Origin of the sequence: Pseudidiomarina terrestris (genome assembly GCF_030466405.1) — a bacterium.
Taxonomy (GTDB): Bacteria; Pseudomonadota; Gammaproteobacteria; order Enterobacterales; family Alteromonadaceae; genus Pseudidiomarina; species Pseudidiomarina terrestris.
Map to the genome: position 1 here is coordinate 837,598 of NZ_JAGGJF010000001.1, position 14,951 is coordinate 852,548.

Annotated in this window: 14 protein-coding genes; 11 read left to right on the forward strand and 3 right to left on the reverse strand. The window is 51.9% G+C overall.

Translation table 11 applies throughout. From position 1 onward, the window contains the following. Positions 1-5: 5 nt before the first annotated feature. The 11 genes from glmS (at position 6) to J6J34_RS03920 (ending at position 9,798) form a co-directional block, all read left to right on the forward strand. Positions 6-1,838, forward strand: coding sequence for a glutamine--fructose-6-phosphate transaminase (isomerizing) (gene glmS, locus J6J34_RS03870; RefSeq protein ID WP_301898516.1), 1,833 nt, complete (start codon positions 6-8; stop codon positions 1,836-1,838). 325 nt (positions 1,839-2,163) lie between these two features. Continuing rightward, complete coding sequence (locus J6J34_RS03875) at positions 2,164-2,469, forward strand: hypothetical protein (protein ID WP_301898517.1); 306 nt, start codon at positions 2,164-2,166, stop codon at positions 2,467-2,469. A gap of 45 nt (positions 2,470-2,514) precedes the next feature. Further along, positions 2,515-3,291, forward strand: a complete 777-nt coding sequence (locus J6J34_RS03880) for an alpha/beta family hydrolase (protein WP_301774966.1) — start codon at positions 2,515-2,517, stop codon at positions 3,289-3,291. 49 nt (positions 3,292-3,340) lie between these two features. After that, positions 3,341-4,369: a DUF2157 domain-containing protein gene (locus tag J6J34_RS03885; RefSeq protein ID WP_301898518.1), complete on the forward strand. Its 1,029-nt coding sequence runs from the start codon at positions 3,341-3,343 to the stop codon at positions 4,367-4,369. Between the two features lie 60 nt (positions 4,370-4,429). Further along, a complete protein-coding gene (locus J6J34_RS03890) occupies positions 4,430-4,795 on the forward strand; it encodes a cupin domain-containing protein (protein WP_301720878.1) in 366 nt (121 codons plus the stop codon). A 111-nt stretch (positions 4,796-4,906) separates the two neighbouring features. Beyond that, a complete protein-coding gene (locus J6J34_RS03895; RefSeq protein WP_301720876.1) occupies positions 4,907-5,551 on the forward strand; it encodes a cation diffusion facilitator family transporter in 645 nt (214 codons plus the stop codon). 127 nt (positions 5,552-5,678) lie between these two features. After that, positions 5,679-6,662, forward strand: coding sequence for a hypothetical protein (locus tag J6J34_RS03900; RefSeq protein ID WP_301898519.1), 984 nt, complete (start codon positions 5,679-5,681; stop codon positions 6,660-6,662). Between the two features lie 124 nt (positions 6,663-6,786). Beyond that, positions 6,787-7,032: a GlsB/YeaQ/YmgE family stress response membrane protein gene (locus tag J6J34_RS03905; protein ID WP_301720874.1), complete on the forward strand. Its 246-nt coding sequence runs from the start codon at positions 6,787-6,789 to the stop codon at positions 7,030-7,032. 70 nt (positions 7,033-7,102) lie between these two features. Continuing rightward, positions 7,103-7,354 (forward strand): hypothetical protein, encoded by a 252-nt coding sequence (locus J6J34_RS03910; protein WP_301720873.1) that lies wholly within the window; start codon positions 7,103-7,105, stop codon positions 7,352-7,354. Positions 7,355-7,389: 35 nt separating this feature from the next. Further along, the gene (locus tag J6J34_RS03915; RefSeq protein WP_301720872.1) at positions 7,390-7,890 is read left to right on the forward strand and encodes a DUF3015 family protein; all 501 of its coding nucleotides are present in this window, start codon (positions 7,390-7,392) and stop codon (positions 7,888-7,890) included. A 75-nt stretch (positions 7,891-7,965) separates the two neighbouring features. Next, complete coding sequence (locus J6J34_RS03920; RefSeq protein WP_301720870.1) at positions 7,966-9,798, forward strand: Lnb N-terminal periplasmic domain-containing protein; 1,833 nt, start codon at positions 7,966-7,968, stop codon at positions 9,796-9,798. On the opposite strand, the gene J6J34_RS03925 is transcribed toward J6J34_RS03920, so the two are convergent. From J6J34_RS03925 to J6J34_RS03935, 3 genes are read right to left on the reverse strand one after another with little or no spacing between them, the layout of a single operon-like run. Further along, positions 9,763-10,392: a uracil-DNA glycosylase family protein gene (locus J6J34_RS03925; RefSeq protein WP_301720869.1), complete on the reverse strand. Its 630-nt coding sequence runs from the start codon at positions 10,390-10,392 to the stop codon at positions 9,763-9,765. The two genes, J6J34_RS03920 and J6J34_RS03925, sit on opposite strands and share 36 nt — an antisense overlap. Before the next feature lie 5 nt (positions 10,393-10,397). After that, a complete protein-coding gene (locus tag J6J34_RS03930) occupies positions 10,398-12,539 on the reverse strand; it encodes an FAD-dependent oxidoreductase (protein WP_301898520.1) in 2,142 nt (713 codons plus the stop codon). Between the two features lie 16 nt (positions 12,540-12,555). After that, positions 12,556-14,871: a TonB-dependent receptor gene (locus tag J6J34_RS03935; protein WP_301898521.1), complete on the reverse strand. Its 2,316-nt coding sequence runs from the start codon at positions 14,869-14,871 to the stop codon at positions 12,556-12,558. Positions 14,872-14,951 lie beyond the last annotated feature (80 nt).

Here is a 14,951-nt window from a genome sequence, read left to right on the forward strand (position 1 = left end):
GCAGTATGTGCGGTATTGTTGGCGCGACTTCAGAGCGCCGTATTAGCGAAATTTTGCTCGAGGGTTTAAAGCGCCTTGAGTACCGTGGTTATGATTCAGCGGGTTTGGCCGTGCTGTCCGAGAATGGCCAGATTGAAAGCCTACGGCGCACCGGCAAGGTGCAGGAACTGAAAGATGCGGTCGGCGAGCATCCGCTTGGCGGCACCACTGGTATTGCGCATACCCGCTGGGCAACGCATGGCGGCGTCACGGAAGCCAATGCGCACCCCCATATTTCTAACGACTGCATCGCAGTTGTGCATAACGGCATTATCGAAAATCATTCGAAACTGCGGGAAAAGCTGCGTGAACTCGGCTATGAGTTTCGTTCAGACACCGATACCGAAGTGATTTGTCACCTGGTGCATCATGAGAAGCAGCAGCACGCTGACCTTTTCGATGCGGTACAGGCTGCAGTAAAGCAGCTTGATGGCGCTTATGGCACTGTGGTCATGGATTGTCAGGATCCCGGCCGCTTGGTGGTGGCTCGCTCCGGCAGTCCGCTGGTGATTGGACTGGGCATCGGCGAAAATTTCGTTGCTTCGGATCAGCTGGCGTTGTTGCCGGTGACCCGCAAGTTCATGTACCTCGAAGAAGGCGACATGGCTGATATCACCCGCACCGGGGTGAAGGTGTACGACAAATCGGGAAGCCGCATTGAGCGCGCTATCCACGAATCAGACGGTCAGTACGACGCGGGCGGGAAAGGTAACTACCGTCACTTTATGTTGAAAGAAATTCATGAACAGCCAAGTGCAGTGCGTAATGCGCTGGAAGGACGTCTGGTCGACGGCAAAGTCTCCGGTAACGCCTTTGGAGAAGGCTCAATGGACGTACTGAAAGACATAGAGCACGTACAGATTGTGGCCTGTGGTACCTCTTACCACGCCGGTATGGTCGCGCGTTACTGGCTCGAAGCCCTCGCCGGCGTGTCTTGCAATGTCGAGATTGCCTCAGAGTTCCGCTATCGGCAGTCGCATGTGCATCCGAACAGCTTGCTGGTGACTATTTCACAGTCCGGTGAAACTGCGGATACCCTTGCTGCATTGCGTCTGTCTAAAGAGCTTGGTTATAAAGGCTCGCTGACCATCTGTAACGTTTCGACCTCTTCGATGGTGCGTGAGTCGGATCTGGCTTATATGACCCGTGCGGGGACAGAAATAGGTGTGGCGTCAACCAAAGCGTTCACCACGCAGCTCGTTGGCCTGATGATGCTGGTGCTGGCCTTAGGTCAGTCACGCGGCCTGTCGGGTGACAAGCAGCAGCACATTGTCGGTGCCCTGAAAGCGTTACCGGCGAAACTGGAAGAAGCGCTGTTATTAAGTGATGAAATTGAAGCCCTGGCCCCGGAGTTTGCCGACAAGTTTCACAGTCTGTTCTTAGGCCGCGGTTCGCAATATCCGATTGCGATGGAAGGCGCGCTGAAGCTGAAAGAAATCTCGTACATTCACGCGGAAGCCTACGCCGCTGGCGAGCTTAAACATGGCCCGCTAGCGCTGATTGACGCGGAAATGCCCGTGATCGTGGTCGCGCCGAATGACGAGTTGCTCGAGAAGCTGAAGTCGAATGTTGAAGAAGTTCGTGCCCGTGGCGGCATCATGTACGTGTTCGCTGACAAAGACGCCCACTTCCAGGGCGACGCCAGCATGCGTGTGATCAACGTCAGCCACTGCGACGAACTCATCGCGCCTATCGTCTACACCATCCCGCTTCAACTGTTGTCGTACTTCGTTGCCATCATCAAAGGCACCGACGTTGACCAGCCACGGAACCTGGCGAAATCGGTGACCGTCGAGTAAGGGTTAGCTGATTTTAGAAAAAGGGCTCTTCGGAGCCCTTTTTTGTGGCTGTCTCTTAAAATGAACCTCGCGAAACGGGCAGCTAGCAATTTGTTTACTCCTCGCAATAGCATCTAAGCTGCTCTTGCCCTGCCAATAATATTAACTTATCTTGTATTACATAAATCAAACATCGCAGGCGCTGTTGTCGATTATCTCCGTAGTCTGTCACAGCGCTTAAACGTTCAATTATTGATTGGTGCGGTAATCAAGTATTGCTGCAGTACCAAGGATCATCAGATAGTTATGGTCTGATAGGTTGAGTACTCTTATCAAGGAGAATTAAGTGAAACGTCTAGTGCTAGCTTTTGCGATTGTTGTGATCAGTACCCTCTTGAACGCATGCAGTAAAGGTCCCGGTGATCTTGAGGGAACCTGGCGTTTGCACGGTTTCGTTCCAATGACAGTCACGTACCGTAGTAATGAGGAAGAAGCTATGGGTATTATTAGCGAAGTCTCATACGAATTCGAGGGGAATGATGTGCTTGTCACCTACACCAGCGGAATTGCGGAAGGTCACACGGTAAGGTTTACCAGAGTAGATAAGAATACTTATCGCTCAGAGCTTGGTACTTTGAAAAGAGTACGCTAACACAGCCTACCGAGTTAATTCATATCGGACGCGCAGGAATCATCATTGGGAATCCGCAACTATTGGCCGCGAATTCGACGTATTTGGATAACAGTCGGCATCATCGTGACGGTGGTCTTCGTGGGCTGGTCGCTTATCGCGTACCGAGCAGACGCCGAGGCTGAAGCGGCAACGATTTCCGATGACGTCGTCGCCGTCAGCGCTACCCAGGGTATCTGGCAGTTTAGTCCTACCAGACCTTCGAAATCGGCAACCTTGATATTCTTTCCCGGCGCGCTAGTAGATCCCATTGCCTACGCACCCCTCGCACGTTCCGTAGCAGCGGCAGGCTATCCTGTGCTGTTGGTCGAACTCCCTTATCGCGGTGCGTTCGGTGGTGCAGAGTCAGCTGAGCTTTGGGCTCGGATTTCGTCCGCGCTTGCGTTAATACCCAGTGACCATGCAGTGGTCGTTGGCGGTCACTCACGGGGTGGCGTGGTGGCTTCGACGTTAGCAGCGCAGGCTCCGGAACCGGACGGGCTGATTCTTATCGGCACCTCTCACCCTCGCGATGTAGACCTCAGTAAGCTTGAGGTACCCGTGACAAAGATCGTGGGTACGCGCGATGGACTCGCTTCGCCGGAAGAAGTGGAACAAAACGCTTTTCTCCTGCCCGACAGAACGCGCTGGGTTTGGGTGGAAGGCGGAAATCATTCGCAGTTTGGCTGGTATGGCTTTCAGCCGCTGGATCTATGGGCCAAAGTGTCAGCTGCTGAGCAGCGAAGAATCATGACGGAAGCGGTTCTTGAGCTGCTCAGCTCATACTCACTGTCCGAACGCTAATGTATTGGGCATTCTGTGACAGCAGGTTAACCAAATACAGAGAACCACCATGGATGTGACAAAGAAGAAATTAGCCGAAGCAGCGGATAAGAATATTATTTCTAATCAGCAAGCGGAAAGGCTTTACGAGTTTTTAGCTGCTCAGTCGCAAGACGTACCGAGATTTACTTTCACGCATGTTCTTTATTACCTGGGTGGCCTTATCGCTATTGGTGCGATGACCGTATTTATGAATTTAGGCTGGGAGTCATTCGGCGGTCCCGGAATCGTAGCAATCTCTATTGTTTATGCGGTTATTGGCTTAAAAGTAACGAATTCTTTCGCGGCAAAAAATCTGGTTATTCCAGCAGGCATTTGCGCAGCGTTTGTCGTTTGCTTAACGCCATTGGCGATTTATGGTTTCCAGCAGTGGCTCGGCGTCTGGCCGGATGAAAGTGTTTATAGGGATTACCACAGATATATAAAGTGGCATTGGCTCTATATGGAGTTGGGCACCTTAGCAGTGGGAATCATTATTGCCTGGAAGTACAAATATCCGTTTTTGATCATGCCTATCGCGGTGACGCTTTGGTATATGACAATGGATATTACAGCTATGATTTCAGGAGGAGACGTCTCCTGGGAGCTGAGAAAGCTTGTGTCCTTGTTCTCCGGACTGTTAATGATCGGATTAGCCTTTTGGGTTGATATCCGATCACATAAAAAAGCCGATTATGCCTTCTGGATTTATATTTTTGGGGTACTCGCGTTCTGGGGCGGTCTATCATTGCAGAGTTCTGACAGTGAGCTATCAAAGTTTATTTATTTCTGCATTAATCTATTAATGATAGGTGTTGGCGTGTTATTGGTTCGCCGGGTTTTTGTGGTGTTCGGCGCTATTGGTAGCGCTTGTTATCTTGGTTATTTAGCCTTTGATGTGTTTGAAGATAGCTGGCTGTTCCCCATTGCATTAACTGTCGTTGGACTCGGGATTATTTATCTTGGTATTCTTTGGCAAAAGCACGAAAAAACGATTACTCAGAAATCACGGTCATTACTTCCTGCCCCACTACGCGAAATGTTGGAAGCGAAATCGTGAAGTTGGAACAAAACCGAAAGGCATCACTTAAAGCGCATGTAATGAAAAAAGTGAGCTTCCATGACCTATAAGGCAATAAACTTTAACGACAAGCTTGGCCTCTTTGACGAGCAGTGGTCGCCAAAAGTCATCGCTGAGATGAACGACTACCAGTTTAAGGTGGTTAAGCTGGAGGGCGAGTTTGTCTGGCATGAGCACAAAGACACCGACGAAACCTTTATTGTTCTCGAGGGGCATCTCAGAATTGACTTCCGCGATGGGCATGTGGATTTGGCGGCAGGCGAAATGTACGTGGTCCCCAAAGGCGTGGAGCACAAGCCCTATGCGGAATCTGAAGTAAAGGTTTTGCTGATAGAACCGCGTGGTGTGGTAAATACCGGTGAGGCAGGAAGCAGCCAAACCGCTCCAAACGATGTTTGGATCTGATCGCCCGGTTGATCTTAAGCTGGAACCCCCTGAGAGACTCCAGGACAGGTGAGAATTCCCCCATAATTTGTTAGTATGCCGCTCTTAGTTTACCTACCTGAAGGAAGTAGAATGTCCTCCTGCTGTGGCAGCTCATGCAGCACCGACCAAGACGACATCGATAAGGCACAACGACGACTCCTGTGGACTGTGCTGGTGCTTAACGGAATCATGTTTTTCGTGGAGTTTATCGCTGGCTGGCTGGCGGAATCCAGCGGTCTTATTGCCGATTCACTCGACATGCTGGCCGATACTTTGGTTTATGGTGTAAGCCTTTACGCGGTGGGTAAAGCCATCAAATACAAGGCAAATGCCGCAATCTTCAACGGCACATTACAAACACTGTTAGCGTTATTGGTATTGGCAGACGTAGCGCAACGCTTGGTCTTTGGCAGTCAGCCTGATGCGGGCATGATGTTGTGGATCGCCGGTTTAGCGCTTGTGGTAAATATCGCGTGTTTTGCACTTCTCTACAGTTCTCGAAATGGCGATATTAATATCCGCGCCAGTTGGATCTGTTCCCGTAATGACATGCTGATGAATATCGGTGTCATTGGCTCTGCGTTGTTGGTCGCGCAACTGGGTATGGCATGGCCAGACTTAGTGATAGCGACGGTAATTGCATTAGTTGTTCTGCGCTCAGCAATGCGCATCATCCGTGATGCTCGCGCGGTAAAAGCCGGTGAGAAAACCGATATCTCTGGGTGCTGTGGATAAAGTTTTCAACACCTGCGGTTTTTAACCCGATGTCCGGCTGCAGCGTAACGTGTCGGGGTTTGACAGGCGCTGTTTAAATCAGTAAAAAGGTTGATTATTACATAAAAGTAACAGCAAGGAGTCCCAGATGAAATCTCTCTACCTCGGCATTTCGCTGCTGGGGTTAGCAGTCCTATTTTTCGTTTTTCTGGGGTATCAGTACACGCAGGCAGACTCTCCGGCACCTGAATTTCGCGCGCTGGAAAGCGATAGCTTAGCAGATCACGCATCCCCCCTAACGGCTGTCACAGCCGCTGCCAAGCCTTCCCACACTGAGATATCATCAGCTGAGAGTTCCGAGGGTGGCTCACATGCGCTATCAGCAGACCAGCAACGTATCGCGGTGGCGATGGAAAAGTTTAAAGAGTTACGTGGTCGAGCGCTGATCAATGCCTTATCCCAAGATCCGCTGGCGGAAGGGATTCAGTCCAGGATTCTGCTGGCAATGGTGGAGGCTGGTTATCTGGATATCAACGGCTCGATTGCGAACCGTGCAGGTCTTGAGTTTTTCTCGCCATTATTTTTGGCTGTTGCCGCAGAATGGGACGTCACCGCTGAGGTATTCTCTCGTTTTCTGGCATTAGGCGCGCGGGTTGATAGCAGCGATAACTGGCAGCGAATGATGTCGAATGTAACCGACGCAGAGGTGTTGGACCTCTGGTATGATGCGGCTGGCCTTGGCCCGGAACGGCACCAGGAGTTATTCAACGAAGGCCTGCGTACAGGTAATATGGCGTTTGTTGATTTTATCCTTGAAAATAAGAACGGTAAGTTCGATCAACTCACCTTTACCGGCGCTATGACAACGAATATCCAGCGCCAGATCTTGACCCAGCAAAGCATCAGCGATGAGCGCATGAGTGAGCTTTACGAGCAAACGCAACCAGAAGAACGTGCCCGCGTGCAACATATGCTCACTCTCATGCATGAGCGCCGCGCACGTCAAATTGAGCTATTACTCACCTATGCGGACCTCAGTGAAGAGGATCGGGAAAAAATGACCGAGCTGCGTGCTACCCTTGAAGAAGATATCCAACGTGTCGCTGATTATTTTGCGCAACAACCCGACTAACCCTTAGCTGATGCAACTCCAGATGGTAGTAACTCCTACCAAAATTTCACTTCTTTGCTATGGTTAAGAGTGGTTTATCACACTTTTTACTTCACTAATGCAAAATGAAAAGAAGGAGTTTTCAATGAGCTTTCTATGGTTTTTATTGGTAGGTTTGATTGCCGGCTGGTTAGCCGGAACCTTGGTGAAAGGTGGTGGTTTTGGCCTGTTAGGCAACATTGTTATCGGTATCATTGGCGCAATGCTGGGTGGTTTTTTATTTGGTTTGCTCGGCTTATCAAGTGACGGCGGCCTGATTGGCAGTATTATCGTCGCTACCATAGGTGCCATTGTTCTGTTAATCATTGTCAGAGCATTGAAGCGCGCCTGACGCGAAGGTTTACATTTAAATTTTAATAGGATCATTGCATTCGCCATGCCACTCAGTAACATGATGTGGCATGGCTAAACCTCGAAAAAAACAGCCGCTCCGAACGGTCCAGATCAGTTGCAGCAAATGTCGCACTCCACTTTACAAGTATCGTAAAGGCGGCAAGGGCGCGCTGGTAAAATGTTTCGTCGAGCGAATTGTGGAAGATCACACCGAAGCTGTTGGTATTTGCCCGAATTGTGGGCAGGAGTTTGCGCGGGAAACCATGATGCGCGGTACTCCAGCTTACAAAATGGTCGGTGGTAAGGTCATGGTTAAATAACAAAGATGTTAAAAACAAAAAAAAGGAACAACGCGATGGCACGTAAATTTGTTTTAGCAGCGGCAGGAACTCTGCTGGCTGCAAATATGGTGGCTGCTCCTGCAGCAAAAGCAGAAGCGTTCAATGGTTTGAACCCATGGCAGCAGTGCGGTATCGGCGCCATGATCTTCCCTAATCACGGTTTAGCAGCGGCAATTTCTAACATTATCTGGGACTTAGGTACCACAGCGGTAACCTCTGCGACAGTATCGGCCGAAGCTTGTGAAGGCTCAGGCACGTTTACTGCGATTTTCGTCACTGAATCTTATGCGCAGATCGAAGAGCAACTGGCCTATGGTGAAGGTGAGCATCTGAATGCCATGCTGCATCTGATGGGTTGTGCTGCGGAACAGCGTCCGGCGGTTATTGCAAAACTGCGCGCAGATTATGCCGAAAATATGGCTGCGGTAGATTTCAATGACAAGGATCAGGCGCAAAAAGCAGAAGCTCTGTACTACACAGCAGCTGACGCTGTAGCGAACTGCTCAGCGAGCTAAGTAACGAAGTAGAACGTGAGCCCCGCTTTCCATAGCGGGGTTTTTTTATGGCATTTTTAATGAGTTAAAAATTCGATGGTGCTTCGCTGTTTAATCCTCTTTGTCGGCTGGGCCAGTTTTAGTGCGCACGGCGCCAACCTAGACGCTCTTGCCGGCCATAAAGATTGGCGTGCATTGTTGCACATGCCTGCTGGTAGCGAGCAAAGCGAAATCGAAACCCCCGCGTTTTTCCTCGCCGAAAACGGAGCCGGCAACCCTGCCGCTGAACTGCGGGCTACCCTTAATGCATTTACCGCTCAACCAGAACTTATGTGCCGCTATCCCGCCAGAGCCGCCTGGCTAGCGCAACAGCAGCAACTGAGCAATTTTGACCCGCAACAATGTACTGCATTACAAGAGTGGTTAGCAGGACAAGCGGCGGATCAGGTCAGCGTCATTTTTGCCGATGGCTTTTTAGATAATCCGGCGAGCTTTTACGGGCACATGCTGATACGCGTCGGCGATCGCAATGCCGATGACGCGCAGAAATTATTGGCAACCAGTTTTAATTTTGGCGCGCGCGTGCCTGACGATGAAAATCCCGTGGTTTACATTACCAAAGGAATTTTCGGCGGGTACACAGCGGCCTATTCCACCAGTCACTTCTATCGCTACGACATAAATTATGCCGAGGCCGAGTTACGTGATTTGTGGAGTTATGAGCTGGCGACAGATGCTGCGCAAAGTCGGCTGTTGATTTGGCACTTGTGGGAGTTGCTGGAAACCGATTACACCTATTTTTTTACCAGCCGCAATTGTGCCTACCATATGGCACGTGCCCTTGAGCTAGTGACGGACGGGGAACTGGTTGAGCGAGGCGACCCCTTTGTGTTGCCTGCAGATATTATCCAACGCCTTACGCAAGCTACCATCAACGGCCAGCCTGCGGTCAAAAGCCGTAGTTTACATCCGTCACGGTTACATCGCTTTCAGCAAAAATGGCAGCAACTCAGTGCCAGTGAAATCATACTTGCGCGCGCCTGGCTTGCTCGTCCACAACCTGCGACGCTAACCTCGGCATCTGCAGAACAGCAACGGCGCGTCATTGCGGTACTGGCGGATTTTTACGCCTATCGTCTCAGCCAGGAGCATGACAACGATGCGTTAAAACATCAGCTTGAGCAGGAAAGAACTACATTATTGCGCAGCCGCATGCTGCTGCCCATGGGCTCGAATCCCGACTGGCTTGAACACGAAAGCTCGGCGCCTGAATCGGGTCAGGATCCCAGCATGTTGCGGCTCGGCTGGCATCACAGCAGCACCGGGCAGCGCCATGAGAACGCGCTCGCGGTGGCTTTTCGTCCTGCCTACTATGATGTCTTGCAACCCCAGCAAGGGCGCTTAGCAAATGCGACATTGACCATGGGCGAGCTGGGTATTCATGTGCTGGAGCAGGAGCTGCAGCTGGAACAGCTCTGGTTATTGCGCTTACACACCTTGAACTACAGTGCCTCGGGTATGCCCGGCGATGGGGGCGCTTCCTGGGGGCTCGATGTCGGCTGGCAACGGGATCATCTGCGGCAATCCACTGACGTCCTCAGTCCGCAATTACGTGGTAGCTACGGTCAGGCCTATCAATTAAATCCGCGGCAATGGTTTGATGTCGCCATACGGGCGGAGCTACGTGACCCGTCAGCAGAGCTTGGCGCCATGGTAGTAAGTCCGCAATTGACCTGGCTCGCCGACTGGCGCGGCAGCCGCAGTCAGTGCCAGACACGTTACGAGTACGACCTCAGCGAGCGTCTTGAAAAGCCCTGGTTCATAGGCTGTGAGATTGCTTTTCATGTTGCTGACGATCAGGATATTCGCGTGAGTCTCGCCCACCAACAGGCGTCAATTGTCGCGCTCAAGTGGTCCTGGTACTGGTGATTTAAGCTTAAGCAAGGCTCTTACGCGCCTCTGTAGCTGCGGGACAACCTCCTGCTCAAACCAGGGATGACGTTTTAGCCAGATGTTATTTCTGGGGCTTGGATGCGGCATAGGTAAGACTGCGGGCCAGTATTCCTCCCAGTTGGCAACGGTTTCTGTGAGGTTCTTGTAACGCGGCACGCTCTCGAGCTGAGCAAGGTGCCAGTCGATGGCGTACTTGCCAATGGCCAACGTCAGCCTTAGATTCGGTAGCTCGTTCAGTAAAGGTTGCCGCCACAACGGAGCGCACTCTTTACGCGGTGGTAAATCACCGCTTTTGCCGGTGCCCGGATAGCAAAACCCCATTGGCGCGATGGCAAAATACTGCGCATCATAGAAGGTCTCACGATCCACCCCTAACCAGCTGCGCAAGCGGTCACCGCTGGGATCATCGAAGGGTAAGCCAGACGCATGCACGCGCCGGCCAGGTGCTTGTCCGGCAATCAGGATCGGCGCTGTGGTAGATGCCTGCACGACTGGTCGGGCGCCACAGGGCAAATCCGGCTCGCACTCGTGGCAAGACCGGATTTGTTTAAGTAACAGATCGAGCGCCATAAAGTTTACCCGCGGCGCCAGCGATGAAACTTCTGCACCCAGCCAAGCAGCTTCTCTGGCGCGTTCGCACGCTTCCAGTTGCCCGCAACATATTTGTTGGCCTCAGCCATGGTCGGATAGCTATGAATCGTGCCCAGAATTTTATTCAGACCAATGCCCTGCTTCATTGCCAGCACATATTCAGCCAGCAGCTCACCGGCTTGTGCACTGACAATGTTGACCCCAAGAATCTTATCCTTACCAGGTACGGTCAGAACTTTAATACGACCATAAGCTTGCTGATCAGCAATAGCACGGTCCAGATCACTGATGTCGTACTCAGTGACTTCGTAGTCGACACCTCGCTCTGCCGCTGTTTGCTCGGTTAAGCCGACGTTGGCAACTTCAGGGGTGGTATAGGTGACCCAAGGGATCACACTGTAATCGACACGAAAGTTTTTATAGGGATCAAACAGGGCGTTTACTGCTGCGTACCAGGCCTGATGGGAAGCTACATGAGTGAACTGATACGGCCCTGCAACATCGCCACAGGCATAGATATTCGGGAAGTTGGTTTGCAGCAACTCGTTCAGTTTTAGCGTTTTACCCGCTTCAATCCCCAGCTCTTGCAGACCAAAACCTTCCAGGTTGGCTTGCCGGCCAAGGGCAATCAGTACGCGGTCAAACGGCAGCGCGACGGTTTCGTCCTCGTGCTCGGCCAGCAACACCCGCTCGCCATCACGCTCGGTAAATTCGATAGCTTTGTGGTTCAGGCGAAGTTCCAGACCATCGTCACGTAGCTGCTTTTGTACCAGCGCAGCTGCATCAGTATCGTCATTGCTCAGCAAGCGCGGGCCCATTTCCACAACGGTGACCTGGCTGCCAAGCAGCTGAAACGCCTGTGCCAGCTCACAGCCGATCGGGCCACCGCCAAGCACCAATAAGCGCCGCGGCAGCTCACGCAGCTGCCAGAGGTTGTCTGAGGTCAGATAGTCGACCTCGCTGAGTCCGGGAAAATCCGGAACCATCGGGCGCGCCCCTGTGGCGATGACGATGCTGCGAGTGGTGATGGTCTTTTGCTCTTCACCCTTTTGCACCTGCACCTCCCAGGGAGAGACAATAGTGGCATCACCGCACTCGACGTCGACACCAAGTTCCGTATAGCGCTCGACTGAATCATGCGGGGCTATCCGGGCGATGACGTCCTGAACGCTGTCCATGATCTTGGCGAAATCTATAGTCTCAATGGTGCTTTTCACGCCCAGACGCTCGGCGTCGCGGGTCTGACGAATGCTCTTGGCGACATGCAGCAACGCTTTAGACGGCACACAGCCGGTATTCAGACAGTCACCCCCCATTTTATGCTTTTCGATTAAGGTGACTTTTGCCTTTACAGCGGCCGCAATGTAAGCACTCACCAACCCAGCGGAGCCCGCACCAATGACCACAAGATTGTTATCGAACGACTTGGGTTTGGTGTAACTACCGTAAGCTCGGCGGCGCTTGAGAAAACTGAGAATGAATTTCGCCAGAATAGGCACCAAGCCGAGTAACACCAACGCACTAAGTAAATCAAACGACAGCACATCGCCCAAACTGGTGATCTCGGCCAGTTGTGTGCCGGCATTGACGTAGACCGCGGTGGCCAGCAGCATGCCGACCTGACTGACCCAGTAGTAGGTCCAGGCCTTAATTTTTGTCAGTCCCATGACCAGGTTGATAACGAAAAACGGGAACAGTGGAACTAAACGTAAGCTCAGTAGGTAAAACGCGCCATCACGCTCAATACCAGCATTGATGGCTTTGAGCCGGTTACCAAATTTCTTCTGCACCCAGTCATGCAATAGCCATCGGGCACTAAGAAAAGCTAGCAATGCGCCAACAGAGCTGGCAAAGGAAGCTAACAATAAGCCCCAACCCAATCCAAAAATCGCGCCAGCGCCGATGGTCAGCACGGTCGCACCTGGAATCGACAGCGCGGCACTGATCACGTAGATAAGGAAATATAGACCAAACAAGAACAAAGGCCGTTCGGCAAACAGCTGATTCAGCGCTTGTTGCTGCTGTTTTAGCTGCTCGAGCGTCAGGTATTGGGTCAGGTCAAACGCAAAAACACTGCCCACCAGCACAATGATTAAGGTGATGAACAGTAGTTTTTTATACGACATGGAGACTCCACATAGTTTAGAAGTTGTAACTGAAGCTCAGTTGCGCGTGGCGAGGCAGCGAAGGAAACGCCAATGTTGCACCGAAATAGCCGCCTTCGAATACCGGTGACCAATTATCCTGATCGGTGACATTTATTACATCCAGACGTGCCCGCAGGCGATCATTGAAACGGTACTCGGTATAGAGGTTCAACTGATGTTGATCACGAATAAAGACCGTCTGCAGATAATCCAGTGGATAGGCTTTGGTGTAGCTAAGGTCACCGCCGAGGGTCCACTGCTCGTCAATGCGCCAGCCAACCACGCCCGAAGCCTGTACCTCGGGAACGCCTTGCAACTGCTGGTAAGACGGTGGAAAAGCAGCAAAGTTAGGTGCGCCAACACCGGTACCCTCGATGATATCCGGGCGCGAGTCATCAAAAGCATCTGCCACCTGGCGGGTTCCCTGGAAGGCTGCGGAATTATCGTAATAAGCGTCAATGTAGCTGGCCGCGACAGTCGCCCAGAAGCCATTGCCATGGTCATAATGCCATTGCGCTTCGAACCCTTCAGTGCGAATGCCACTGTTGGAACCATCGCGGTTGCGCAGGCTGCGTTGTTGATCAAATAGCACCGCATCAGCAAACCAACGGGAACCAGCTGGTGCATATTTCACGCCAAGCTCATATAACCGATTTTCGGTGGCAAAATTTTGCGGGTCAATTTCCTGATTGGCATTGAGTACAGTGCCGCCAGCCATGGAATTTGACGTTGAGTCACTGGCATAAGCAGTGGCGTACAGCATCAGTTCATTGTTGATGTCATACTGCAGGGCAAAACTGGCGGCGCTTAGCCATTCGTTATGAGTGTCACGACCTGGAGTCACTCCAACTGGTGGAATCGGGTCACGCGCCTCCACATCGTAGTAGTCAGCACGGGCGCCGAAGGTTGCCAGCAAACGCTCGGTAACTTGCCATTTATGCTGGGCAAAGATGCCCCACTGATAGCTGGTCGAGTCCGTGGTATCAGAAAGATTAAAGTCACCGGAACCATCATTGTTGCGGTCGTATTGAGTACCCGGGGAAACCCACACCCCTGGGCGCAGTTCAACCAGCCTTGCCCGTTGCGCTGCAGTCAGCGGGATACGGCGCTGCTCAAGGCTGCCAGTTAAATCGATGGGTAGATCAGCTTCGGTGGTGAACTGGCTGTAGCCGAGCACATCGTTGTAGCGCACATTGACCCCGACCACCGACTGGTCGGTGTAATGCAGTTCCAAACGGTGTTCAAAGGTCTGCGCACCGTCAATGATTTCGACGAAACTGTTCTGATTGATACCTTCGCGGTCAAGGTGTTGGTAATAACTGCGATTGACCATCAACCACTCATTGTGGAGCTGATATTCAAGACTTGAATGCAACAATAAGGTCTCGGCGGTGTTGGTATCTAATGGGTCGGTCAGCACCCGGCCGCGGTCTATTTCAACCTGGCCGGTTGGGCTGATGACTGCAAAAGCTCCGGGCACAAACGAACCGTTGGGTTGCTGCCCTTGCCCGGTGATGTAGAGGTTATCGTCAATCAGCGCCTGGGTAGGCCGGTTGATACCAGCGTTATCTGTCCACGACACATCATAGTATTCAACGCCAAGTGACCAGCGTGTTGCCTTATTGGGTTGCCACTCGTAAGCAACAAACAGATCGTTGCTGCGGTGCTGGGTATAATCATAAAAACTGTCTTCGTCGATGACTTCGGCACTGACACGCAATGCTGCGGTATCCTCATCCAGCACCTGATTGTGGTCGACCTGCAAGCGGTACTGTTGCCACTCACCGATACGTCCACGTACCAGGGTCCCCGAGGCATCAAGTTTTGCGCGCTTCGGCTGCAGGTGCACAAAACCACCGACGCGTTGAGTCGTGCCCAGCATCACAGGTGGTGCGCCTTTGACGACGGCAATGGATTCGATGGCATTCAATGTAAGCGGCACGCCAAGGCCATTGTTACCCGCCTGGCGGCGCATACCGCCCTCAAACAACTCACCGAGTTGCCCGCGTAAACTTGGTAGTGAAGGGTTGCCAAAGCCCGCAGCAGCGTGGCTGTTTGGAGCAAAGCGGGCAATATCATGGAGGTCATCGATGTTCGCCGATTGCATCAGCGACTCGGTAATCACAGTGGCAGCGCGTGGGATCTCGCGCAAGGTGTCGGAGGTGCCAAAAATACCTTCTATCGGTTCCTCGCTCGGCAACACCAGCTCTTGCTCTGAGCCGTGAACCTGAATGATTTCATCGGGTTCAATTTTATCCTGTGCTAAAACGATGCTCACGGGCATCAGCGCTACTAGGGTCAAAATCTTCAAAAGGTGTTACTCCCTCACATAAATAAGATCAAACACTTACGCGCCTAATTGCGATTTGGTTTACTATACTATACCTCTAG

What these genes read in the sequence shown, in the direction of transcription:
- J6J34_RS03915 (WP_301720872.1), top strand. Translation starts at nt 7,390, where the DNA reads ATGGCACGTAAATTTGTTTTAGCAGCGGCAGGAACTCTGCTGGCTGCA.
- J6J34_RS03885 (WP_301898518.1), top strand. Translation starts at nt 3,341, where the DNA reads ATGGATGTGACAAAGAAGAAATTAGCCGAAGCAGCGGATAAGAATATT.
- J6J34_RS03920 (WP_301720870.1), top strand. Translation starts at nt 7,966, where the DNA reads ATGGTGCTTCGCTGTTTAATCCTCTTTGTCGGCTGGGCCAGTTTTAGT.
- J6J34_RS03905 (WP_301720874.1), top strand. Translation starts at nt 6,787, where the DNA reads ATGAGCTTTCTATGGTTTTTATTGGTAGGTTTGATTGCCGGCTGGTTA.
- J6J34_RS03930 (WP_301898520.1), bottom strand. Translation starts at nt 12,539, where the DNA reads ATGTCGTATAAAAAACTACTGTTCATCACCTTAATCATTGTGCTGGTG.
- J6J34_RS03925 (WP_301720869.1), bottom strand. Translation starts at nt 10,392, where the DNA reads ATGGCGCTCGATCTGTTACTTAAACAAATCCGGTCTTGCCACGAGTGC.
- glmS (WP_301898516.1), top strand. Translation starts at nt 6, where the DNA reads ATGTGCGGTATTGTTGGCGCGACTTCAGAGCGCCGTATTAGCGAAATT.
- J6J34_RS03900 (WP_301898519.1), top strand. Translation starts at nt 5,679, where the DNA reads ATGAAATCTCTCTACCTCGGCATTTCGCTGCTGGGGTTAGCAGTCCTA.
- J6J34_RS03910 (WP_301720873.1), top strand. Translation starts at nt 7,103, where the DNA reads ATGGCTAAACCTCGAAAAAAACAGCCGCTCCGAACGGTCCAGATCAGT.
- J6J34_RS03895 (WP_301720876.1), top strand. Translation starts at nt 4,907, where the DNA reads ATGTCCTCCTGCTGTGGCAGCTCATGCAGCACCGACCAAGACGACATC.
- J6J34_RS03890 (WP_301720878.1), top strand. Translation starts at nt 4,430, where the DNA reads ATGACCTATAAGGCAATAAACTTTAACGACAAGCTTGGCCTCTTTGAC.